General features: G+C 40.9%; 26 protein-coding genes. 12 read left to right on the top strand and 14 right to left on the bottom strand.

What is annotated here, in order from left to right; translation table 11 throughout:
* Nucleotides 1–187 precede the first annotated feature (187 nt).
* The 3 genes from FRE64_RS06745 to FRE64_RS06735 are packed head-to-tail and all read left to right on the top strand — an operon-like array spanning nt 188 to nt 2317.
* Complete coding sequence (locus FRE64_RS06745) at nt 188–1327, top strand: IS4 family transposase (RefSeq protein WP_146295253.1); 1140 nt, start codon at nt 188–190, stop codon at nt 1325–1327.
* Between the two features lie 36 nt (nt 1328–1363).
* Nucleotides 1364–1876, top strand: a complete 513-nt coding sequence (locus FRE64_RS06740) for a hypothetical protein (protein ID WP_146295252.1) — start codon at nt 1364–1366, stop codon at nt 1874–1876.
* Between the two features lie 3 nt (nt 1877–1879).
* Complete coding sequence (locus tag FRE64_RS06735) at nt 1880–2317, top strand: thioredoxin domain-containing protein (RefSeq protein WP_146295251.1); 438 nt, start codon at nt 1880–1882, stop codon at nt 2315–2317.
* Here the strand turns inward: FRE64_RS06735 and FRE64_RS06730 are convergent.
* Nucleotides 2314–2679, bottom strand: coding sequence for a pentapeptide repeat-containing protein (locus FRE64_RS06730; protein ID WP_146295250.1), 366 nt, complete (start codon nt 2677–2679; stop codon nt 2314–2316). The genes FRE64_RS06735 and FRE64_RS06730 overlap by 4 nt on opposite strands.
* Between FRE64_RS06730 and FRE64_RS06725 the strand changes: the two genes are divergently transcribed.
* Nucleotides 2674–3135: a hypothetical protein gene (locus FRE64_RS06725; RefSeq protein ID WP_146294359.1), complete on the top strand. Its 462-nt coding sequence runs from the start codon at nt 2674–2676 to the stop codon at nt 3133–3135. The two genes, FRE64_RS06730 and FRE64_RS06725, sit on opposite strands and share 6 nt — an antisense overlap.
* 11 nt (nt 3136–3146) lie before the next feature.
* Nucleotides 3147–3875: an ISAzo13-like element transposase-related protein gene (locus FRE64_RS06720; protein WP_186708758.1), complete on the top strand. Its 729-nt coding sequence runs from the start codon at nt 3147–3149 to the stop codon at nt 3873–3875.
* Here the strand turns inward: FRE64_RS06720 and FRE64_RS06715 are convergent.
* From FRE64_RS06715 to FRE64_RS06685, 8 genes are all read right to left on the bottom strand, one after another.
* Entirely contained in the window at nt 3856–4587 is a 732-nt protein-coding gene (locus FRE64_RS06715) for a pentapeptide repeat-containing protein (protein WP_146295248.1), read from the bottom strand. The two genes, FRE64_RS06720 and FRE64_RS06715, sit on opposite strands and share 20 nt — an antisense overlap.
* Entirely contained in the window at nt 4556–5395 is an 840-nt protein-coding gene (locus FRE64_RS06710) for a ChaN family lipoprotein (RefSeq protein ID WP_146295247.1), read from the bottom strand. Before FRE64_RS06710 ends, FRE64_RS06715 begins: the two co-directional genes overlap by 32 nt.
* A gap of 3 nt (nt 5396–5398) precedes the next feature.
* The gene (locus FRE64_RS06705) at nt 5399–5809 is read right to left on the bottom strand and encodes a Rieske (2Fe-2S) protein (protein ID WP_146295246.1); all 411 of its coding nucleotides are present in this window, start codon (nt 5807–5809) and stop codon (nt 5399–5401) included.
* Nucleotides 5810–5875: 66 nt separating this feature from the next.
* Nucleotides 5876–6085: a type II toxin-antitoxin system HicA family toxin gene (locus FRE64_RS06700; protein WP_146295245.1), complete on the bottom strand. Its 210-nt coding sequence runs from the start codon at nt 6083–6085 to the stop codon at nt 5876–5878.
* Entirely contained in the window at nt 6082–6285 is a 204-nt protein-coding gene (locus tag FRE64_RS06695) for a type II toxin-antitoxin system HicB family antitoxin (protein WP_146295244.1), read from the bottom strand. Before FRE64_RS06695 ends, FRE64_RS06700 begins: the two co-directional genes overlap by 4 nt.
* An 18-nt stretch (nt 6286–6303) precedes the next feature.
* The gene (locus FRE64_RS06690; protein ID WP_222597873.1) at nt 6304–7551 is read right to left on the bottom strand and encodes a cytochrome c biogenesis protein; all 1248 of its coding nucleotides are present in this window, start codon (nt 7549–7551) and stop codon (nt 6304–6306) included.
* Between the two features lie 63 nt (nt 7552–7614).
* Complete coding sequence (locus FRE64_RS17705; protein ID WP_222597872.1) at nt 7615–8019, bottom strand: hypothetical protein; 405 nt, start codon at nt 8017–8019, stop codon at nt 7615–7617.
* A 9-nt stretch (nt 8020–8028) separates the two neighbouring features.
* Complete coding sequence (locus FRE64_RS06685) at nt 8029–9435, bottom strand: cytochrome c biogenesis protein ResB (protein WP_146295243.1); 1407 nt, start codon at nt 9433–9435, stop codon at nt 8029–8031.
* A gap of 171 nt (nt 9436–9606) precedes the next feature.
* On the opposite strand from FRE64_RS06685, the gene FRE64_RS06680 reads away from it, so the two are divergent.
* The 7 genes from FRE64_RS06680 (at nt 9607) to FRE64_RS06650 (ending at nt 15918) form a co-directional block, all read left to right on the top strand.
* On the top strand, nt 9607–10641 hold the full coding sequence (locus FRE64_RS06680) for an IS630 family transposase (RefSeq protein ID WP_146294724.1): 1035 nt from the start codon (nt 9607–9609) through the stop codon (nt 10639–10641).
* Nucleotides 10642–10791: 150 nt separating this feature from the next.
* Nucleotides 10792–11061 (top strand): DUF6439 family protein, encoded by a 270-nt coding sequence (locus FRE64_RS06675; RefSeq protein ID WP_146295242.1) that lies wholly within the window; start codon nt 10792–10794, stop codon nt 11059–11061.
* Nucleotides 11062–11135: 74 nt separating this feature from the next.
* On the top strand, nt 11136–12023 hold the full coding sequence (locus tag FRE64_RS06670; protein WP_146295241.1) for a hypothetical protein: 888 nt from the start codon (nt 11136–11138) through the stop codon (nt 12021–12023).
* 9 nt (nt 12024–12032) lie between these two features.
* Nucleotides 12033–12584, top strand: coding sequence for a 16S rRNA (guanine(966)-N(2))-methyltransferase RsmD (gene rsmD, locus FRE64_RS06665; RefSeq protein WP_146295240.1), 552 nt, complete (start codon nt 12033–12035; stop codon nt 12582–12584).
* 60 nt (nt 12585–12644) lie between these two features.
* Nucleotides 12645–13538, top strand: a complete 894-nt coding sequence (locus FRE64_RS06660) for a pantothenate kinase (RefSeq protein WP_146295239.1) — start codon at nt 12645–12647, stop codon at nt 13536–13538.
* A complete protein-coding gene (locus FRE64_RS06655; protein ID WP_146295238.1) occupies nt 13526–14416 on the top strand; it encodes a DMT family transporter in 891 nt (296 codons plus the stop codon). The genes FRE64_RS06660 and FRE64_RS06655 overlap by 13 nt, the downstream gene beginning before the upstream one ends.
* Before the next feature lie 95 nt (nt 14417–14511).
* Nucleotides 14512–15918: a cytochrome P450 gene (locus tag FRE64_RS06650; protein WP_146295237.1), complete on the top strand. Its 1407-nt coding sequence runs from the start codon at nt 14512–14514 to the stop codon at nt 15916–15918.
* A gap of 471 nt (nt 15919–16389) precedes the next feature.
* Here FRE64_RS06650 and FRE64_RS06645 read toward each other — a convergent pair whose 3' ends face one another.
* The 5 genes from FRE64_RS06645 to FRE64_RS06625 all read right to left on the bottom strand — a co-directional run bounded on the left by FRE64_RS06645 (nt 16390) and on the right by FRE64_RS06625 (nt 22966).
* A complete protein-coding gene (locus FRE64_RS06645) occupies nt 16390–16839 on the bottom strand; it encodes a small multi-drug export protein (RefSeq protein ID WP_146295236.1) in 450 nt (149 codons plus the stop codon).
* A 50-nt stretch (nt 16840–16889) separates the two neighbouring features.
* Entirely contained in the window at nt 16890–17576 is a 687-nt protein-coding gene (locus FRE64_RS06640) for a hypothetical protein (RefSeq protein WP_146295235.1), read from the bottom strand.
* Between the two features lie 71 nt (nt 17577–17647).
* Nucleotides 17648–20206, bottom strand: a complete 2559-nt coding sequence (leuS, locus tag FRE64_RS06635; protein ID WP_146295234.1) for a leucine--tRNA ligase — start codon at nt 20204–20206, stop codon at nt 17648–17650.
* A 156-nt stretch (nt 20207–20362) separates the two neighbouring features.
* Nucleotides 20363–21625 carry a M16 family metallopeptidase gene (locus FRE64_RS06630; protein ID WP_146295233.1) on the bottom strand — a complete coding sequence of 421 codons (1263 nt, stop codon included), beginning with the start codon at nt 21623–21625 and terminating at the stop codon, nt 20363–20365.
* A complete protein-coding gene (locus FRE64_RS06625) occupies nt 21626–22966 on the bottom strand; it encodes a Mur ligase family protein (RefSeq protein WP_146295232.1) in 1341 nt (446 codons plus the stop codon).
* Between the last annotated feature and the right edge of the window lie 16 nt (nt 22967–22982).

Raw genomic sequence — 22982 nt, 5'->3', positions numbered from 1 at the left:
CAACCCTAATTTTCTTAACCTTACTCTCAGCGTTGCTACTGACTCCTTTTGTGTTTAGTCCCTCACGGGGTGACAATCGTGTTGTAATCGCCTCAAGCGCTGACGTAGAGAGTCTTTTATAATAAAAAGATCAGGCTACGCGATCGCGCTAACTGTGCGATCGCAGAAACCAAAATGAACTTAAAAAATGCTACCAAAATTATATCGCAATCACCTTGCTAATCGACTCACTCGTGCCCAATTATTAAGCCTAGAAATCTGGGTATGGCTGTTACAAGTTCATAAAAATGTGAAAATCGAAAAACTAGCTGCGTACTATCCTTTACCGATTAAGTATGAAAGTCGTCGCCGTCGTCTTCAAAGATTTCTAGTGCTTCCTTCCCTGTCCATGGCCCTAATTTGGTTTCCAATCATTAAAGAAATTATTAAACTCATTCACCCAAGTAATCAACCTCTTTACTTAGCTTTAGACAGAACGCAGTGGCAAGATAAAAACTTGTTTGTTGTCGCCTTCATTCATCAGAAACGAGCTCTTCCCATTTATTGGCAATTTTTATCAAAGAAAGGAGCCAGTAATTTAAAAGAACAAAAAGCTTTACTCAAACCGATTTTGAAACTTCTGAGAGGTTATCGATTAATCATTTTAGGAGACCGTGAATTTCATAGCATCGAGCTGGCTAAATGGTTACGGAGAGAGAAAGTGGGCTTTGTTCTGCGTCAGAAAAAAGACCGAAACATTCAAGTCAAAGGAAAAGATTGTCAATCTCTTAGTTGCTTCGACTTTCAACCAGGAGACTCTCATTTCTTTCCTAATATAAAAGTGGGTAAAAACGGATTCGGTCAATTTTCTGTTGCCGTTAAATGGAAAAAGAAATACCGAGGAAGTGTCGAAAAAGAGCCTTGGTATCTTCTGACTAATCTTCCCGATCTCGACTCGGCAATCAAAGCTTATCAAAAGCGTATGGGAATCGAAGCCATGTTTAAGGATTGTAAGATCGGAGGTTATAATTTAGAAGGCTCTAAGGCTTCAGTAAAAAGACTAAGTAATTTGGTTTTGTTGTGCGCAATCGCGTACACGGTCTCCAGTTTAAAGGGGCAATCCATTCGGTTCAAAGGTCAACAAGAATATCTCGGTCGTCTGAGAACAGTGAAGCAAAAAATGACGAAAAATAGTAATTTCTTAATCGGCTTATATGGTCAAACTTGGATCATCACTCAGATTTTTGTCAAAAATTGGGTAGAAGAATTGATGAGTCTTAATCGCAATAAGTTTCCCTTTTATCAGAAAGGGTTAAGAGCTATGGAACTTATACAGCAAGGGGCTTAAGCCAGTCGTCACCCCTTGAGGTTTAGTCCACTGTATATGCCAATCTTGCGAGAAGAGAGTTTTAATTGGTATTTATTTTTACAAGGAAATGTTTATAAGCAAATCACTGGATATGTGGCGTTATTCTTTGTTGTTTTAGAAATGGTTTTAACTTTAAGAAAACGCGGTCGCGGTTGGAAAATTAAAATTGTTTTACCGGGATCAATGCAGTTTTGGCGAGTTTTACATATTTTTATGGGAGTTGCTTTAGTAGCAGTCACAGCAGTCCATACAGTAGGTGTGAGAGGATTAAATTTTAATGCAGCTTTTTTATGGGTCTTTTTTGGCGTGAGTTTATCAGCTTTAGTGGGAGTTGTAGCGGAAACAGGGGTGGTTGAATCATCAAAACGGTATTTTAAGTTATTACCTTTTATTGGGGGTCAAGGGGTACAAAAAGGAGCTTTAATTCGCAATTTACGGGCAGTTTGGTTATCAACTCATATCTTTTTAGTTAGTGCTTTTATTGTGATGCTTGGGTTTCATATTTTTTTGGCGTATTATTATCAATAAATCATGCGTGCTTATAGTGTTTTTTTATCTTTAATTATCTTTAGTTTCGGGATTTTCAATTTTTGGCAAACGGAAACAGAATCCCCTTCAGCATTAAAAGGATTTGTCACCTTACAGGAAATGGCAGAGGAGACAATTTCTTATGAAGAAGCCTTAACTAATTCTAAGCCCACTGTGGTTGAATTTTATGCTGATTGGTGTAGCACTTGTCGCGCGATCGCGCCTACTCTTTTTAAATTGCATCAACAATATCCCAATGTCAATTTTGTCATGCTTAATATTGACAAACCCCAAGCAAGTAAGCCGATGAAAACTTATCAAGTAACAGGTGTTCCTCACTTGGTCTTTTTAAGCGAGAATCAAACCGTAGCAGAAACCTTTACGGGGAAAGTACCGAAGCCAATTTTGAAAGATGTGTTTTTATCTCTTTCAAGATCTTAAGGCACATTTAAAGCCCCATTCTCTTTTAAGTATCTTTTTTGGTCTGCTGTCAGTCCTTGAGCCTTACTAAAAACAGCATTAGCCACAGAAGTATTGGAAAATGTCGCACCATGCCAAACTGTATTTTCTAAATTTGCCCCTTCTAAATTTACCCCTGTTAAATTAACTTTAGATAAAGTTGCCCCTTCAAAATTAGCCCCAAATAGAGATGAATTAGTAAAATCAACATCTGATAACTGGGCTTGCTGAAAAGTAGCTTCCTCTAACTCTGTTTGACGACATTCAATGCGAGTTAGGGACTTGCGAAAAAATGAATTACCCAGGAAACTAGAAGAGATGATATTGGTAAAAAGAGGATGCAAGAGTTAAACGAACAGTTCAAAAGAACTCTTAAAGATGCAGCGAGAAAATTAACAGGAGAGAAAAAACGAGTGTTTGTCGCTCAGGTGTGCCTTGACTACTTTCAAGGTTCAGCCCGTCGGACAGAAAGGCAAATGGGTTGGGGGAGAGTGTGTGTTCAAAGAGGTCTTGACCATCTGGAAAGGGGAATCTCCTATCAGGACAAGTATCAGGAGCGGGGTCGGAAAAAAAGCGAAGAAAACTTGCCCAATTTAGGAAAGGAGATTCGCGACCTAGTAGAGGAACAATCTCAAGCCGACCCAAAATTCCAAACCACATTTCAGTATAGCCGCATGAGTGCTCAAGCGGTGAGAAATGCTCTGATTAGGGAAAAAGGATACAGCGATGAACAATTACCAACCCGACAAACAATTGGAGCAATGTTAAATCGCCTCGGCTACCGTTTAAAAAAACCTTAAAAACCAAGCCATTGAAGAAAATCCCTGAAACTGATGCTATTTTTGAACAAGTGGCAACAGCTAATCAAGCGGCCGATGATGACCCAACCGTCTTACGCATCTCAATTGACTCGAAAGCCAAAGTCAAACTAGGAAACCTCTCACGGGGTGGGAAAGACCGTCGCCAAGCTCCCCCTCAAGCCGATGACCATGATACTCAATGGCACACGACTCTACTTCCCTTTGGGATTCTTAACCTCCGTACAGACAACTTAGCTCTTTACATGAGTGAGTCCCCTGAAACCTCAGATTTCATTGTTGATTGTCTAGAGCACTGGTGGAAAAGCAATCAAGGAAACTTTCCCGAGGTTAACACCTTAGCCATTAACTTGGATGGCGGCAGTGCTACCCGTTCCAATCGCACTCAGTTCATCAAAAGGATTGTAGAATTTTCTCGTCATTACCAGCTCCAGATTCGCTTAATTTACTATCCTCCCTATCATAGTAAATACAATCCCATTGAGCGTTGTTGGGCTGCCCTTGAACAATTCTGGAACGGAGCGATTCTGGACTCTATTGACACGGCTCTGAGATGGGCAAGTAAGATGAGTTGGAAAGGTTCTCAGCCTGTGGTTCACCATGTCACTAAGCTTTATCAAACTGGTGTCAAAGTTGACCCTGAGTCTTTAGCAGACTATCGGGTTGATTGGTATCCTTCAGAATCTCTGCCCAAATGGTCAGTTACTGTTGGTTCGTTCTGATGGGTATTCTTTTTTCTTGCAAGTCCCTTAATTGTGCTTTAGCAAAACTTGCCGTAACTAAACTAGAATTTTCAAAATTAAGCTTTTCCAATTTTCCCCCAGTAAAGTCAGTTCCTTGCAAATTACTATCAGGCAAAATAATCCCTGACCAATTAATATTAATACAACTCGCTTGTCTTAAAATAATTTGCGTAAAATTACTTTCTTGGAATTGAGTTTTCACAAGATTAGCTTTTTGGAAATTAGCTTGTGTAAAATTGATTTGTTGTCCCTTTGCTTCTTCTAAATTCGCCTCAGTAAAATCAGCACATGATCCTTCTACGCCTGTAAAATTAGTTCCTGCTAATTGCGCTTTTAAAAACAGAGCTTCCCGAAAAATTGCCCCTTCGCAGTTTGCTTGAATTAAACTCGCCTTGCTAAAATTTGCCGCATTAAAACTCCCTTGAGACAGATTAGCCCGAATTAAAACAGCACGACTAAAATCTGTTCCTTGACAGCGAGCCTTCGCTAAATTGGCGGTTCGTAAGTAAGCACTAAAAAACTGTCCGCCACTGAGTTGTGTACCTTCAAGATTAATATTACTTAACTCAGCATAAGCCAAGGATTGTCTTAATTCAATTTTATGAGTAACCTCTTCTGGAGTAATAAGCGTCATAATAGTAGGGGCTAAATGAACAAAATTAATGATGCCATAAATAGTCAGCCAGTGCATCCTCTGTTTCAGTATCAGATTCCACAAAAACAACAGATCGCTGCGTAAATGGAATATCCTCTAATCGCCTTTCAACACGGTTGGGAATCCCATGACCATAGATAATATGTCCTTGACCTGCAATCACTAAAATTTGTTGTTCAGGATTATCTTGATAAGACTCTGCTACCTTTTCTGCCATAGTTTCATCCCAGAGAATTTGGGCGGCAATAAAGTTTTCAGGATTACCACTTCTCCCATGACTATGATGTTGATCAAAAACTTCCTCTAGCATTTCCCGATACTCGGGGTTATCATCAGTGCGAATTTCCTCGCGAGGGGGAATATAACGAAAATCATCCCCTTCTAAACTGTCTAATCCTTGGGATGAGACTTGGCGAGTAATTTCAGTGGGAGTATTCAGTGCAAGAACAGGTAAATCATTTTCTTGGGCAAATCGCAGGAGAGGGGCATAATAAGACCAAGGAAACCCCCAACGTTGATCATATTGGGTTTGTTCTCGTAGTTCCTCTTCGTTGATTTCCCCGTCTAAATAGCGATCAATTGCCCCTTGAAAGGGACGTTGGAACATTTCTAAGGCAATGGTAACGTCCTCATTTTCCTCATGGAGGGCTTCTAAAATTTTTAATTGTGCTTCGTGATCTTGAGTGCGATCATGGACTTCTCCCAGATAGACAATATCGGCTTCGGTTAATTCTTGGATAATCTCTTGATGTGATAAGTCTTGGGAAGCGATAGGAGACATTTCACAAGCGGTGCTAAATAAAATGACTCCTAACGACCAAAATAGAGGGCTATAAAGTTTCATCAGCTAGACTTTAACTAAAACTTCGTTATCTTCGGTTTTCACTTCATAATTGGTTAAATCCGTTTGTGCTGGCCCATCTACCAGTTCCCCTTCTAAGGTAAACTGAGAGTCATGACAAGGACAAGTGAGGGTTTCGCCATTATCATCGAGACTAACGGCGCAGCTTTGATGAGGGCAAGTGCGATCAAGAGCAATTAACTCTCCCTCTGCATTGCGAAGGACAATTACACCTGTCGTGCTATCGGTTAAGCTACCTTCTGCTTCTAGTTCATCTACTGTCCCGATTACTTGAAACTCATTTGAGGTTTCTTCTTGGTCAGAATTTGCTCCAGTTTCAGCATTGCACCCCACTACTGAGGTAACAATTGCGCCCATGGTCATCCAACCCATAAATTCTCGTCGTTTCATGTTCATGTCAATAGACTCCTGTTTAATTCCAATTAAATGCTAAGAGTAACTGTTGATAAATCCTAATTGATCTCATTTAAGATCATCTTCAGACAGCGAGGCTTGTTTCATAAAGTAACGGAGTAGTCCAAGTTTTAAGTCCTTGTTCCCGTGAATTGGAACTGAAATTCGAGTAGTTTGACCAGGTTTACAGTAAATGTGATGACTCCCCTTTACTCTCAGTAAATGCCATCCATGCTTTTCTAGAATCTTGGCAAATTCTTTTCCAGAAATGGACTTCATATGGCAATTTCCATAACTCGGCTTTTGTCATCCATTTCAAGGGATTCAATATCAACCGATAAGCAACCTTCTACCGCTTCATAGAGATTTTGTAATAACTCCTCAAAATTATCCCCCTGTGTTCCACAGCCAGGAATGGCAGGAACTTCTGCCCAAAATCCTCCTTCTTCCGCTTCATGAATCACGACTTTTAATCTCATTGGCTTATCTCCCAATTTTTATTCAACAGCCTTCAGTTCTTCATCTAAGTTTACAAAAGAAGTGGTTACATTTGCTTGTAAGCGACGACGAAGTGAAACTCGGATATAGGTTGCCAGAACAAACACTAAATCTAGCAATACCAGACTACCGATAATTAATTCTGATCCGCCAGTGGAAAAACCATAGCTGTGTAAGCCTGTTCCAAGGATAAAGTTAACGCCATACCACGCCATTAAAACGGTATTAAAGCAAATGACACTGACGACTGCCATGCCAAAGTTTTTCAGCCATCCTGCTAGGCGACCATGGAGGGGAACGAGATAGGATAAGAGGGCAATTAACGCCCATGTTTCTTTAGGATCCCAACCCCAAAAACGTCCCCACGCATAATGCGCCCAAACGCCTCCAAGAATTACCCCTGTGGTGAGGAGTAAAACCCCTACTTGTAAAACGCGGTAGTTTAATTGGGAAAGGTAATTAATCCGTTCTACTTTGGGCGTATTAAACCAATATTGTCCGAGAATGAGATGTCCTAATCCAAAGGCAAGGAAAAAGCTGGCATAACCGAGGGTAATGGTGGGAACATGAACACTAAGCCAGAAGTTATCTCTTAAGACGGGAACAAGGGGAGAAATTGTGGGATCAAGTACCGCAGGTAAATTATCTGCTAGCAGTAAACAAACGACGGATAAGGGGGCGGCTGCTAGTAGATAGTAACGGGGACGGTAAATTAATTCCAACAGAAGCCCGATCGCGGCAATTCCTAAGGCTACCCAGATCACAGATTCATACATATTGGTAACGGGAGGTCGCCCTGCAATTTGCATCCGTTCGATAAAGCCATAGCTTTGAACACCTAAACCAGCAACAAAAATTCCGATTGCCCCCCAATACCATTGAAACGAGGGAATCATCGTTACCAGTAACATCACTCCTAGCGCGATCGCGTAAAGTTGCCACGCCTTACCAAATGCCCCAAATTCAGCAAATTTAACTTCTCTTGCCATCGTTTCTAACTCAGGATAAACTTGGGGGCTTAAATTCTGTAACGATGTGTGTAACTCACTCGCGATTGATCCTAATGTATTCAGTTGTTGAGGATGCTGATAGTAAGTTTTTTGCAGTGCTTCCCATTGCTGTTGAATGGGGGTAACTGCTTCGCTGGGATAATACTGTTGGGCTTGATCAATACTGACCCAAGTTCCTTTTTTATCACTAGGATGGGGAACAAGAGGTAAGTCTTGCTGACTAACTGTGCTTAACATTAACGCCAGCCGATCTGAAATGGTAAGGGCTTCTCGTTCATTCCGAGTTAAATCTTCCCCTTGTTAATCTTTGGCTTCAGCTTGCAAAACCAGTTCTCGTAATCCAGAGGTAACTAATTCTTGAAAGGTAAAGTATTTTTGTTCGGAATCTAATCCCACTGCTTCTTTTAAGGGGCGATAATTTACGAGAATAAAGGATTCTTGGTTCCAATCCCGATTATTAAACATGAGGGAAAAATAGGTTTCTAGATAATCTAGTTTTTCCCCATTTTCTGTCGTATAAGTTTCTTTGCCATGAATTTGGGTTAAGGTTTCTCGGGCGACAGTATCTAAAGGCTTTTTACGACCATCTAATTGAACCGTTAATGTTTTTAAAGACTCAAGAGGAGAGGACTGAAACTGACTAAACGTAACGAGAATTAATAGTAATCCTAAACTTAATCCAATGATAAATTTTAATAGTTTCATAATTGACTCCTAATTAACATGAATGGCTTCAGTAGCGGTGGATTCTTCTTTCGGTTTCATCGCAGTGACTTGTTTGGAAAGGCTACGTCCATAAAACATAATGACAATGCCTAAAACGACTAAACCTGATCCCCCAAAAGTTAGTGCCGTAACCCAAATGGGTTCTCGTTTAACTTGCAAAGTTGATTGTTCTAAATCTCCAGGGTTCCATGAGGCTTGAGCAATTTTCCATCCTTGATACCAAGTGGGATGATTCATCCAAACTTCTCGCTGCACTTCTTCCTCAGAATTTTTGATAGTAATTTGACTTGTCCACATGGCAACAGATTGACTCCCCTCATTCCGTTCCACAATAAAATCATCTAAATGAATGGTAAAGGGAAGTTGTTTTAAGTTTGGCGTAAATGCAACATAAAAATTACCTTGATTTGTGTTAATTTTTCTCGGTTCTCCCCACTGTAACCACTGCTTTTTTCCTGTAGGCATCTGTACTAATAAACCTGGGGTTTGATTGTCTTGACTAGCAATGGGGATCACGTCTCGTTGAATTTCTGCATGAGGAATGACCTGATTTACCTTAACTTGAAAGTCCGCCCACCCTGTTTTAATGGGATTATTAACTGTTAATTCCCCAGATTGAAATCCTTGAGAACTATTAACCGCATAATACAGTTTCTCTTCAGGGGATACTAAAATTTGAAAATAGGGGGAATCTGCTTTTTGATCAGGGGATAAATATTGATCTAACTTTGAATCTACTTCAATCATTTCTAAAGTTGCCATTCCCAGATCAATTTCCTGATAAGAAATAGGATGTAGGGCTAAGTGGCGAGTTAAATTTTGCCCCATGCGATCGCTGTTTAATTGTAATTGTACGGCTAAGTTATTACTATTCTCTCCTTCTTCAAACCGTACAGTTTGCATCGTATTTTCCGCATACTGTAATAATTGAACATCACCCACAGTGTTGGGGCGAATTTTTCCATTAGGTTTAATAAATAATTCTTGTTGAATTAAATTTTGATCGGGGGTTAAAACTTCTACCACTTCACCGTCAACCCGCATTTGGTTATTACCAGCGCCATCAGTGCGAACTAACAATAAACCTTCTGTTCCCAGATGAATCACTGCTGCTGATCCAGCAATAATGACGATTAATCCCAAATGAGTAATTGCAAACCCAATTTTTCTTGCACCACGCCAAGGATAGCGAGACAGCGCCGAAGCCCCAAGATTAATCGCTAATAAAAACATTAGCCCTCCAAACCAAGGGCTTTTATAAATCATGTCTTGAACGGCGGAAGTGCCAACTTCTGACTCATAAATTGTTGCTCCAATTAAAATTAAAACAATAGCCGTTAATAAGGGGATCGCAAATTTAATTGAACCTAGAAAACGAAAGGAAGCAGTCAACATTAGAAGTATTATTCCTTGGACTTGAAACTTTGCTTCTAGGTTATTTACTTTCTATAAATTATTGTGTAGCTTTAACTACAAAATGATTTTTATGATACAATTGGAGAATGAATTTATTAATCCGTGCGCTAAATAGTTAACATGGGAAAGTGAAGTACGGCAGTTTTCTATATGCAATTAAAAGACGCTCGGAGTTTACCCCCTCAAGCTCAACAAGCAATCCGTAAAAGGGCGGTCATGGCAGTGATTGAGAACAAACGTTCTCAAGGAGAAGTGGCCCAAGAGTTTGGAGTTACTCGTACAGCAGTTAATCAGTGGGTGCAACGTTACCGTCGTGGGGGTGAGACAGCTCTCAAAGCTTGTAAACAAGGTCGTCGTGAGCATCCTACCTTGGCGCGATCGCAGGTAACGACAATTACTCGTCTCATTCGGGATTACAGCCCAGAACAACTACAACTGCCATTTACTCTCTGGACTCGACAAGCCGTATCTCAGCTCATTGAACAATGTTGGGGAATTACTCTTTCTCAAACGACGATTGGTCGTTATCTGCGTCGTTGGGGACTGTCTCCACAAAAGCCTGCCAAATGCGCTCGTGAGCAATGTCCTCACCAGCTTCAGCATTGGTTAACTCATGAATATCCAGCGATTCACAAGCGAGCACAGCAGGAAGGAGCTGAGATTCATTGGGGTGATGAAATGGGATTGCGTTCGGACCATCAAGCAGGGACTTGTTGGTCTGAGGTAGGGAAAACGCCAATTGTAGAAGGAACTGGGCAACGTTTCAGTTGCAACTTAATTTCCGCCCTGACCAATCGAGGAACCCTACGCTTTCAAGTATTTCAAGGGGGATTTAATAGCGATGTCTTTTTGGAATTTTTACGCCGATTAATTCGCTCCAGGGAAAACAAAGTTTTTTTGATTGTAGATCGCCACCCAGTACATCGCTCCCGTAAAGTTCAACAATGGGTAGCTCAACATCAGGATGAATTGGAACTGTTTTATCTTCCCCCCTACAGCCCAGAACGAAATCCCGATGAATTTCTCAATCAGGACATTAAAAGCAATGCTATGAGACGACAAAGACCCCGTAATCGTAATGAACTCATGAAAAGGGTTCGCTCTTATTTATACAGTCTTCAGAAATGTCCCGAACGTATTAGTCGTTATTTTTGGGCTCAGCCAGTTCAATATGCTGGCCTTTAGGTGTTAACTATTTCCTGCACGGATTAATAATTTTATTTTTGCATTAAAGACTCCATATTTACCTTAACGCCTTCTCTTTGTAAAAGTGTTTTCATTAGAATAGATATAGCTCTTTAGTTATTGTACTTTTAGACAGGACGTTAAATTATTATGTCACAAGCCACTTCCCAAGAACTTTTAGAGAAAAGCACCCTAGAGTTAGCGCAGATGTTAGCCGATAAATGCGCGATCGCGCCTAATGACTGGCATCGTCTAAAATCTAATCGTAAAGCCCAAGCCAATCAACACATTACGGCAGCGTTAGTTTATTTACAAACTTCGCAAACAGAAGAAGCCCTCGCCCATCTTCAACAAGCAGTAGGCTGGCTTGATCGCTCCATTTCTGCGCCCCCATGCCCCACTCATGGTCATAAACACTAAGCAGTGACCAGTGATCAAATGACTAATGACTAATGACCAATGACTAATGACAAATGACGAATGACTAAAAACAAATGACAGACCCAATTTTTCAATTAGTTGATGAACTTCCCGAACAAAACATGACAATTCGGGTTCTCAGGGCGTTAGATTTTGTTGTTCCTGGGGAATGGGAAAATACTGTTGGCTTTGAGAATATGATCCGCAAAGTGACAGGGGAAGATGATGAAGAGATAATTCAACAAGTCGGCGATCGCGCTGTCAGATTATTTAATGATGACTCCCAAGGCTATCAATGCGCTCTCTGGTTGTATCAAACCGTTGATCGCAGCGATCGCGCTTTAGCTAGTGCTGCCCTCGCCCATAAAGCAGGGGAACGTATCCCTTTAATGGGATTTTTAAGTAAAATTACTCCGAAAGCGGACAAAGCCCAAACCATTGATCTTGCCCTAAAAACTGTCGTAGAACTGCTTGCGTTTTGCCAAATTAATGGTCTTCCAGGAGATAGTATTGGCGACTTTGTTAACTCCCTTGCTGATTACGGTGGAGAAGAATTAATGCGGATGGCAGCCTTGGTGTGTTTAGATGGATTAATCCCCCTTGGCCCCGATTTTATTCAAAAAGGTGGAGAGATGATCGAAAATCTAAACCCAGGCGAATTAGAAAGTAATGAAACTTTTAAAAATGTCAATGATTTCATACCTGGAGAAGAAACAGAAGAACAATTAGGATTTATTAATGAAGCCTTTAATTCGGTGCAAGGTTGGATGGGAGATTTTGTAGAAAGCAAAGATTTAACGCCGAAAAAAGTAGTTAGTAACTTAGAAAGTTTTGTGGAATTTTCTGATGAACAATTAGACTATTTAGCTGCCTTTTTAGACCTAACTACCAATTATTATGAACATACTGGCACACAAACTATTGCTCGCCGTTTAATTGAGCGTTCCTTTGCTGAAATTTAACTTCAAACCATGCGAATTTATGGGAATCGCCTCTTAAAAACTTTGCCAGGAGACAATACTCGTCCTACCTCAGCAAAAGTTCGAGAGGCTCTATTTAATATTTGGCAAGGAAACCTCAAAGAAGCTCATTGGCTTGATTTATGTGCTGGAAATGGGACAATTGGAGCGGAGGCACTCTGTCGGGGAATTACATATTTAGTCGGAATTGAAAAATATCCTAAAGCCTGTCGAATTATTCAAGAAAACTGGCAAAAAGTAGCAAGTCTAGAGCAAGAATTTAGAGTGCTAAAGGGAGACGTTCAAGAGAAAATAAAAGCGTTACAAGGAGAGGAATTTCATTTTATTTATTTTGATCCGCCCTATGGTAGTGATTTATATGATTCAATTTTAAGGAGTATTGTTGAGCTAAAATTATTAGCAGTAGAAGGGGAAATTGCCGTTGAACATGATCCTAAACAGTGGAATAATCACGAAATTGAGGGGTTAGAGCTAATTCGTCAAAAAAAATATGGTAATACTTATTTAACATTCTTTCAAACGCTATATAGCAATTCTAATTGAGTTTTAAACTTCCATATTAGTTCCCCCATTTAATAAGGGGGGGCTAGGGGGGATCGTAAAATGAGCCTACTTTCACAAAATTTTATTACTCTAATTATTGGTAACTCTCGCCTACATTGGGGATATTTTCAAAATAGACAACTAATAACAACTTGGAATACTAATCATTTAGAGAAAGCAATTACAGACTTACCAACGGCTCTTTTTCCTAGAGAAGTAATAGATGATACCTCCTCTTATCAAGGGGATAATTTTATAAAATCTAACAATTTATTTAGCGTACCGATCCCCCCTTCGCCCCCCTTTATTAAGGGCCGGAGCTTTAGTGAGGATTGGGGGGATCAATTTTCACTTAACAATCTCCCTGTTTATATCGCTTCAGTTGTTAGCAAACAAACACAACTTTGGGATGACTATCCGCATAAAAAAATCATTACCCTCGAAGACATTCCCCTTACTAATACTTATGCAACATTAGGAGTCGATCGCGCTTTGTGTGTTTATGGTGCTGGAGAAACTTATGGTTATCCTGTCTTAGTAATTGATGGGGGAACGGCTCTTACCTATACGGCGGTTGGAAAAGAATATAATTTTCTAGGTGGAGCAATTTTACCTGGATTGCGATTACAATTGAGAGCGTTAAACCAAAACACTGCAGCCCTACCACAAGTGAGCTTACCTGATACATTACCACAATTATGGGGAGATAGCACCAAAAGCGCGATCGCGAGTGGTGTTATTCACACAATCATCAGTGGGATTGATAACTATCTTACCGCTTGGTGGGAGCAATTTCCCCAAGGAAAAGTTATTCTAACTGGTGGCGATGGCTTATTACTGCAACAATTTTTGCAAGAAAAATCTCTATTTTGTGGTAATAAAACACTTGTTGATCAAACCCTTATGTTTCAAGGAATGGCAAAACTTATAACGAATCACTTATGCAGAACCTAATTAAATCTGATTTCAGCCTTGCTACCTTCTTTGTTTTACTATGGAACTCTGGTTTCATTGGCGCAGAATTTGGTTTACCTTACGCTGGCACATTTACCTTATTATTCTGGCGATACAGTCTTCTGACCTTAATTTTATTAATTTATCTCATTTACTCTAGACAATTAGTATTACCTGAAATAAAAACCATTACTCATGTTTCCATCGTGGGAATCTTAGCTCATGGCGTATGGTTAAGTTGTGCTTTACTAGCGTTAGAAGAGAATGTTCCTGCAGGAATTGTGGCGTTAGTGGTTGCCCTACAACCTCTAGCAACTGGGGCTTTTTCTGGCTTAGTGGTGGGAGAAAAAACCCGTTTATGGCAATGGTTAGGCTTAATTGTGGGATTTTTAGGAGTCGCGATCGCGGTAGGAACTCGCATTCGGGTTGATTCTGACGTTTCTCCTATCGGTTATTTTATTCCTTTCGGTTCAGTTATCGCCATTACCATAGCAAGTTTACTGCAAAGACGGCGAGAAACCTCACCGCAGAATCATTCCTCTCTTTCTATTGGCAGTAATTTGTTCTATCAAAGCTCTGCCACTACTTTAGCCTTAGCGATCCCTGCAATAATGGTTGAACAACTAGAAATTGAGTGGAATGTCCCCTTTATTGCCACTTTAAGCTGGCTCATCATTGGCGTTTCCCTTGGGGCTTATGCTTTAATGTGGCAACTTCTTTCTCGTTTTGATGCCACGCGAGTCGCCAGTTTATTTTATTTAGGGCCACCTGTCACCATGGTAATGGCTTGGATAGCGTTTGGCGATGTCCCTCAAATAGCAGATATTGTTGGCTTGTTTGTCGTTGTTGCCGGTGTAATTATAGTCCAGTTTCTCTAAAGCAAGTTTTAAACCGTTGCTAGAAAGAGAACTCAATTTTGAAAAGACGGGAGTTGCTAACATTTGAATAAGAAAGGTAAGTCAACAATATCTCAATGACCAGTAAATTTGTACAGACAGACACTGCATCCCAGTATCAGCAATTAAAAGGGCCTGAAGGAAAAGGGCTAAAACGGACTTTACGACTATTACGCCTAGTTTTAGATCCAATGGGATACATGGAGGACAACGTTCAGCGATATGGTCATGTCTTTCAGATTGGTGGTGATAATTCTCCCCCGTTAATCTATGCAGGGGATCCTAAGCTAGTGCAAGAAATTTTTGCCCTCGATGCTACGCAAGTAAATACTGGGCAAAATAACGGCATTCTTAGAGCAATGGTCGGAGATTACTCAATCCTACTGCTAGATGGCAACGCCCATAAACGGCAACGTAAACTGCTCATGCCTAGTTTCCATGGAGATTACCTTCGTAGTTATCGGCAACTAATTTGCAATTTAACTCGTGAAATTAGTGCGAATTGGCAATCAGGTCAATCAATTGTGGCACGTCCCCCCATGCAAAAATTGACCTTAAGTATCATGTTGCAGGCGGTTTTTGGGCTTCGGGAAGGAACTCGATTGTCTCAAATTCAAAGTTTAATGAGTCTGATGTTGGACTCCTTTGCTTACCCTATTACTTCTGTCTTCTTATTTTTCCCATCTTTGCAAAAAGACTGGGGGCGTTGGAGTCCTTGGGGACGCTTTATTTACTGGCGGGAACAGTTACGGCAATTGATTTATGATGAAATTCGCGATCGCCGTCAATACTTAGAACAAGCTGGAGAAACATCAGAAAAAAGAACTGATATCCTCACCCTACTGATTCAGGCAAGAGATGAAAACGGGGAAGGGATGAGTGATCTAGAACTTCATGATGAACTGATAACCCTTCTATTTGCTGGACATGAAACCACCACTTCTGCTTTAGTTTGGATACTGTACTGGATTCACCATTTACCTGAGGTAGAAACAAAAATTCGGTCAGAATTAGCCAGTTTAGGCTCTTCTCCTGATCCCGAAGCAATTACTCAACTCCCTTATTTAAGCGCAGTTTGCCAAGAAGCCTTACGAATTTATCCCATTGCGCCAACCACATTTCCACGCACGTTACGCCAATCCATGACCCTTGCAGGATACTCGTTTGAGGCGGGAACTGCCGTGATGCCAGCAACTTACATTATTCACCACCGCGAGGATCTCTATCCTGAATCCAAACAGTTTCGCCCAGAGCGATTTTTAGAACATCAATATGCCCCTCACGAATATCTGCCTTTTGGTGGGGGGCATCGCCGTTGTCTGGGATCAGCTTTAGCAATGATGGAACTCAAGCTCAGTACCGCCACCCTATTACAAGATTTTAACTTTAGTCTATCTCGATCTGGTGCTATTCGCCCTGCTCGACGGGGGTTAACGATGGCTCCACCCGCCTCCATGAAAATTAGAGTTTTTAAAAAGAGGTGAGGAGATCAAAGAAAACCTACTTAGAATAAAATTACATTCCTTCTAATAAAATGGCTGAGGAATTAGTCAGTAAGTGATGATAGTAGGAGTTTAGCTGAGGCTAGTTGTTAAACCTAATTGCGTCTTAGGTAGGTTAGCCTTGTCAGGCTGTTCTGATGAGTGGTTTCGCACTCCCTTCAAAGCTATAAATTGGGGGAAACGACAAAAACCCCAAACCCCTAACTCAGTTTTAACTCCTGTCTCTTCCTGTTTAATTAAACATTCACTAAAAACGGCACTTTTTTCTATCAGTTAGCCCCTTTTCTTCTTGACGGTCGTTCTCCTTCAGAAGAAAATTCTCAGTCCAAACAGCAAAACAACTGATGGTGAAAAGCTATTTTTCATAAACTACTCTATTTAAATATTAGAATTTTTTTTCTGAAATGTAAGTTTTGCTACAAAAAACTTTATATTCAATTCTTAAAAATATTACTAACCAAATATATCCACTCCAAGGGCAACCAATTGAGCTATTACAATCGCGTACAGGATAATGCTACCGAGAGTAGAAAAAATAATTACTCTTGAGTTCATCCCCACCGCTCGTGCTATGACGGCAACTACCCATACCCCGACAATGGGAGTCATCGCGAGCACAAACCAAGGGCCATAACGATTTAGAGAGCGACCAAACTTATTTAATGAGCGTTTTTCAATCTTGTGCAACCAACGGTTAAGCCATCCAATTCTCATCAGCTGTTGGTAAAAGAAAATGATCAGGGGAACGGCGGTAAAATTACCAAATGCTGACCAGAAAACGGCTGAGATGTAATCAAGCCCCATCGCGATCGCGATCGGGATGGCTAAATAAATTTCAAAGTAAGGAAAAAAGCCTAGAAACCAAGCATTGATAGCTTTACCAAGATATTCAAAAATTCCCATTAAATTAACGTTCGTTCCTGATCACACCACTTTCTGTTACTGCTAACTCACTAATTTTGTCGTTGTTGTTGCTGTTGCTGATTAAATGCTCGTTCTTGTTCAGATAAAACTGGGGAATAAATAGGCTCACGCATATCCCACTGTAATTCTGATAATAGAACCAAACTACCACTAATAATTAAACCTGTGGCTAAAAACTGCCAACCTGCAATCACGGGAAGAAAGGGAATAGCCAAAAGATGAATCAAACCAATCAGTATAAATAAACGGGATTTCAACCCCCATCCGGTGAGAAAATATCCGATCGCGCAACTTCCAAGCCATAATGAACACAAATTCATCAAAATGACTCCCCAACCGCCAAAAATACCAAGGTTAGTTAAAATGAGAGTGAACAGCATTAAGCCACCCCAAAGATACATCACCCAAGAAAGTTGTTCCACCTTTGTCCAAAAGTTCGTCAAACTGATCATCCACACTGTCGCCACTACTGTCAAAGCTGACCAAAAATAGGCTTGAGTAATCCAACTCAAGGGCAAAAATTGAGCTGCCGTAAAAATGGTTAGAGCAATCACTCCCCACAAAAGTAGGGCTTGATCAACACGGGTATAAAAGCGAGAAAATAGCTGATAATCCCCAATTTTTATTTTAATTTTAAGCAGTCCGCACAGGTCTTGTAAATCGAGAGCAGTTTGTTTGCGACGAATAATTGGCTCTGTGGAATTGAAAAAAGTCATAAGTGAGTGGGAGAAATTGGTAGTGTTAAGAATAATTTAACATTATTTTACTAATCTTAACACTACCCGTCCTACACCACAAAATTAACCAACTTTCCAGGAACTACAATCACCTTTTTCACCTCTTTCCCATCAAGATAACGTTGGGCAATATCAGATTCTCGGGCATAGGTTTCTAATTCCTCCCGACTTGCATTAGCAGGAACAGCAATTGTCCCACGAGTTTTGCCTTTAATTTGAATCACAAGATTAATTTCATCAACGGTTAGGGCTTCGGGATCAGGTTCTAACCAGTTTTGTTGATGCACTGAGTCTTCATTTCCTAAGGCATGCCACAATTCTTCCGTTAAATGGGGTGCAAAAGGAGCGAGTAATTTCACTAAGGCTTCAATTCCCTCTTGATAGACAGGAGAGGTTTTACATTTTGCCTCACTCAGGGCATTATTGAGCTTCATTAATTCGGAAACGGCGGTATTAAATTGATAATCTCCCTCTAAATCTTCAGAAATGGATTGAATTGCGGTATGAATGGCGCGACGTAAGTCTTTTTCTTCTTTAGAGAGTTCAGAGGGGTTCTCAGTGACAGAATGATGATGAATAAAATCTGTAACTAACCGCCATACCTTATTTAAGAAACGGAATTGCCCTTCCACATCAGCACTATCCCATTCTAAATCCTTCTCAGGTGGGGCTTTAAATAAAATAAACATTCGCGCTGTGTCTGCCCCATATTTTTCCAAGACTTCCAAGGGGTCAACGCCATTATATTTTGATTTTGACATCTTTTCGTAAAAGACGCTTAAAGGCTCTCCTGTATTAGGATCTTTGGGATCATCAGGGTTAACTTCTTCTGAGGGAATATATTTTCCTGTGTTCGGGTTTTTGTAGGTCATTCCCTGAACCATCCCTTGGGTGAGAAGACGCTTAAAGGGTTCATCACAGTTCAAGAGTCCTCGGTCTCGAAGAACTTTGGTAAAGAAACGGGAATATAATAAGTGCAGAATGGCGTGTTCAATTCCTCCCACATATTGATCCACTGGCATCCAATCATTGACTTTTTCTTTGTTAAAGGCTTCTTTGGGGTTATTAGCATCGGTATAACGGAGAAAATACCAAGAAGAGTCAATAAAGGTGTCCATAGTGTCGGTTTCTCGTTGCGCTGGTTCGCCACAACTGGGACAAGGAACATTTAACCAGCTTTCTAGTTGGGTGAGAGGAGAACCGCCACGCCCTGTAAATTCCACATCTTCAGGAAGTTCTACGGGTAAGTCTTCATCAGGAACGGGGACTGCCCCACAACTGGGACAATGAATAATGGGAATGGGTGCGCCCCAATAGCGTTGGCGAGAGATTAACCAGTCACGGAGGCGATATTGAACTCTTGCTTTTCCCCAACCTTGTTTCTCAGCATACTGAATAATTGCTTCTTTTCCTTCCACTGAGTTCATCCCGTCAAATTGACCCGAGTTGATCATTATCCCCGATTCGGTGTAGGCTTTTTCTAGTTTTTCACTGGGTTTTTCGCCTTCGGGTACAATGACTTGTTGAATCGGCAGTTGATTTTGGGTGGCAAATTGAAAATCACGCTCATCATGGGCTGGAACTCCCATGACTGCCCCCGTGCCATATTCGTAAAGAACATAATCGGCGATTAATATGGGGATTTCTTCTCCAGTGAAGGGATTAAGGGCTTTGCCACCTGTAGGAATGCCACGTTTCGGTTTGTCTTCGGCGGTGCGTTCCAGTTCGCTTTCGTTACTGACTTCTTGAATAAAGGCTTCTACGGCTTCTTTTTGGGCTGCTGTGGTTACTTTTGGGGTGAGAGGATGTTCTGGGGCAAGAACCACATAAGTTACGCCATAAACGGTATCAGGACGGGTGGTAAAAACGCCAATTTTATCGTCTCTGCCTGTAACGGGAAATTCTAAATAAGCGCCTACAGATTTTCCGATCCAGTTGGCTTGCATTAGTTTAACGCGATCGGGCCATCCTGGGAGTTGTTCAAGATCATTGAGGAGTTCTTCGGCATATTCAGTAATTTTGAAAAACCACTGCTTTAGGAGTTTCCGTTCTACTTTTGCCCCACTACGCCAAGATTTGCCTTCGCCATCCACTTGTTCATTAGCGAGAACAGTTTGATCAATGGGATCCCAATTCACGGCTGATTCTTTCTGATAGGCAAGTCCAGCTTGGAAAAACTGGAGAAACAGCCATTGTGTCCACTTATAATAGTCAGGGGAACAAGTGGCAACTTCCCGACTCCAGTCGAGGGATAATCCTAATTGCTGGAGTTGTTTTTTCATTTGCTGGATATTTTGTTCTGTCCATTGGGCTGGATGACTCCCTCGATCAATAGCAGCATTTTCAGCAGGAAGTCCAAAGGCATCCCAACCCATGGGATGTAAAACCCGATAACCCTGCATTTTGCGCCACCTTGCCATAACATCAGTAATCACATAATTGCGAACATGACCCATGTGTAAGTTTCCTGAGGGGTAAGGAAACATGGAGAGGGCATAAAATTTGGGTCGATTTGGATCTTCTGAGGCTGTATCTGCGTTAGTTTCTAGCCAGCATTGTTGCCATTTGGGTTCAATTTCAGCAGGGTTGTATTGGGATGCAGCTACCATGATTTTTGTTATTGCGATGACTCCAGCGTTTTATTATTTTACCAAAAATCACGGGTCTAAAGCCCCGCCATTTAAGGTGTTTTATGGTACAATGCACTCAAGCAGGGATTGAAGCGAGAATCCGCCTCCTTTCGGTGGTAGAGTTGATTGCTAGTGTCAACTAGACCCCACGATTGAGACATAGGGATCAACTTGCAGATATTTTTGAGCCACGGCTTGGATCTGTTCACTACTTACTCCAGCCACCATTTCTTGAAACCGATCATCAAACTCTATTCCTTGATTTAAGGTTTCATACCAACCAAATAATTGCGCCAGTTGCCCATTACTTTGCTTTCCGAGGGCATATTGTCCTAACAACTTATTCTTACTAGCTTGTAACTCTTCTTCAGTTAACTGCACCTCACAGAGTCTTTCTACTTCTTGGCGTAATCCCTGGTAAGCAATCTCAAGATTATTAGGGGCAGTTCCCATATAGGTAACGAAGTAAGAGGGTTCTAGCCGAGTCGGATACAAGGATGAGACATCATAAGCAAGTCCTTTTTTTTCCCGTAATTCGACAAATAACCGTGAGGAGAGTCCATTTCCGAGATAGGTATTAAGCAGTTTCAAAATTGGGTAGTCAGAATCTTTCACAGAAGCAGTGAGATATCCCAACATAATAATACTCTGTTGGGTTTCTTGATGCATAAATTCTTGATATGGCTGGGGGGTGGGAGAAACAAGAGAGGGAGTCGGTTGAGGGGTAGCAGGTGGTTGCCAATCTCCAAACACTTGCTTTACTTCTGTAATTGCTTGTTCTAGGGTAATTCGTCCTGAGAGACTAATTACTAAGTTATCAGGACGGAAGTAGGTTTGATGATACGATTTGAGATCAGCTACGCTCAAAGCAGAAACGGTTTCTTCTGTCCCTAAAACAGGGCTACCGTAGGGATGTTGCGGATACATCTGCGATCGCAGTTGATTAAAGGCAAGATTGAAAGGTTGTTCCTGTTGCGCGGCAATGGCTTGTAGAGTGAGGGCTTGTTCAAGTTCGACTTCACTGTCAGGAAAACTAGGCGCGCGCATAATTTCTCCCACTAAAGAGAAAATTTCGGGAAAGTCTTGGGAAACAGTTTTCAGACTGAGGCTAAAATAATCGTTAGCAGTTTCAGCATTAATTCCTGCCCCCACTGATTCTATTTTTTCAGCGATGTCAGCCGCGTTGAGGGTGGCTGTACCTTTAGTTATTACAGTAGATAGTAAATGGGAAAGTCCTGCTTGAGACGGTGATTCAACACGGTTGCCAGCATTTTTCAGAAAGAGTCTTCCTGCAATAATATCAGCAGTGGGATTTTCAATCACAATTAGGGTAATCCCATTATCGAGGGTAGTTCGTTGAATCGTTTGGCGCGTGGAATTCGGTTCTAAGGTTTGCATCTATTGAATTTTGCGTCCGGTTAACAATTGTCGCACTTCTAACATAGCCGAGTAGGTGGGAAGAATGTGCAAAGTTTCATCAGGGGCAGTATGATTAAGGGCAGTCTCCACTGCTTCTTTTAAGTCCTCTTTAATAATGAGGTTCAATTGAGCATCATTTAGGGTTTCTTGGCTATACTGAATGCGTAGAGCCAGATCATAAACGCGATCGCCGCTGATAATAATTGTGCCACCTTGAGAGACTAATTGCTCAGTGTCCACGTCCCAAATCCATGATACATCAGTTCCATCAGGGGTGCGATCATTTAAAATCAATAACGTGGCTTGAGCTTTTCCTTGTTGTTTGATTTCATTAACCGTGCGGATGGTTTCATTCATCCCTACCGGATTTTTTGATAACAGAATTCTGACGGATTTTCCATTAACATTGAGTTCTTCTGCGCGTCCAAAAGCTGCCCGAAAGGTTTTGATGGTTTTTTCAATATTAGAAGTCGGGATATTTAAGGCTTGTGAGGCTAAAGCAGCGGCTAAAGTATTATATTTATTATAAATTCCCACTAAAATTTGCCCCCACTCTGGACTGTAAATATCTAATTTTGCCTTAGTAAAATCACAGCTTGGACAGTCATAGTCTCCTAAGTGAGATAAATAAACCCCTTGGTAGTCTAAAGAAGCACCACAAGCAGGACAATAAATGGAATCAACAGCATGAGGAATTTCTTCTAAATATAATTCAGATTCAGTTAAGCCAAAAAATAACACATTTTGTGGTAAATTATTTCCTAAGTAGCAAAGAGTGGGATCATCGGCATTTAAGATAATGGTCGTAGTTAAGGGAAGTGGTGTAATTGCTTGTTGCCATTTTTCGCTAATAGCATCTACTTCTCCATATCGATCTAGCTGATCTCGAAATAAATTTAATCCTAAAATAATTGTTGGTTGGCAGGGTTGAACAATTAAGGGAAAAATATTTTCATCAACTTCTAAAATGGCATAATCAGCATTAAGTTTACCCAATAAATTAGTGTCAAATAAAAGAGCCGTAATTAAGCCATTAATCAGGTTAGCTCCTGTAGCATTATGAGTAATTTTTGCCCCATTTTCTTCTAAAATTGTTCTTAAAAGCAGGGAAGTAGTGGTTTTGCCATTGGTTCCTACAATTAAAATTACACCTTCTCGTACTTGTTCACAAAGAAGGGCTAAAAGATTAGGGTGAAGACGACGGGCAATTTCCCCGGGGAGGACACTACCAGCCCCTAGTCCTAATTTTCTGATAATAGGAGGAACTGTTTTTGCAACGATAACGGCTAATGCTAAACGAGCGCGATCAAGCAATTTCATATTGTTTTAACAGAGC

Source organism: Euhalothece natronophila Z-M001, from assembly GCF_007904085.1.
In the GTDB taxonomy this organism is placed as follows: Bacteria; Cyanobacteriota; Cyanobacteriia; order Cyanobacteriales; family Rubidibacteraceae; genus Halothece; species Halothece natronophila.
This window is presented reverse-complemented; position numbering and strand designations above follow the sequence as displayed.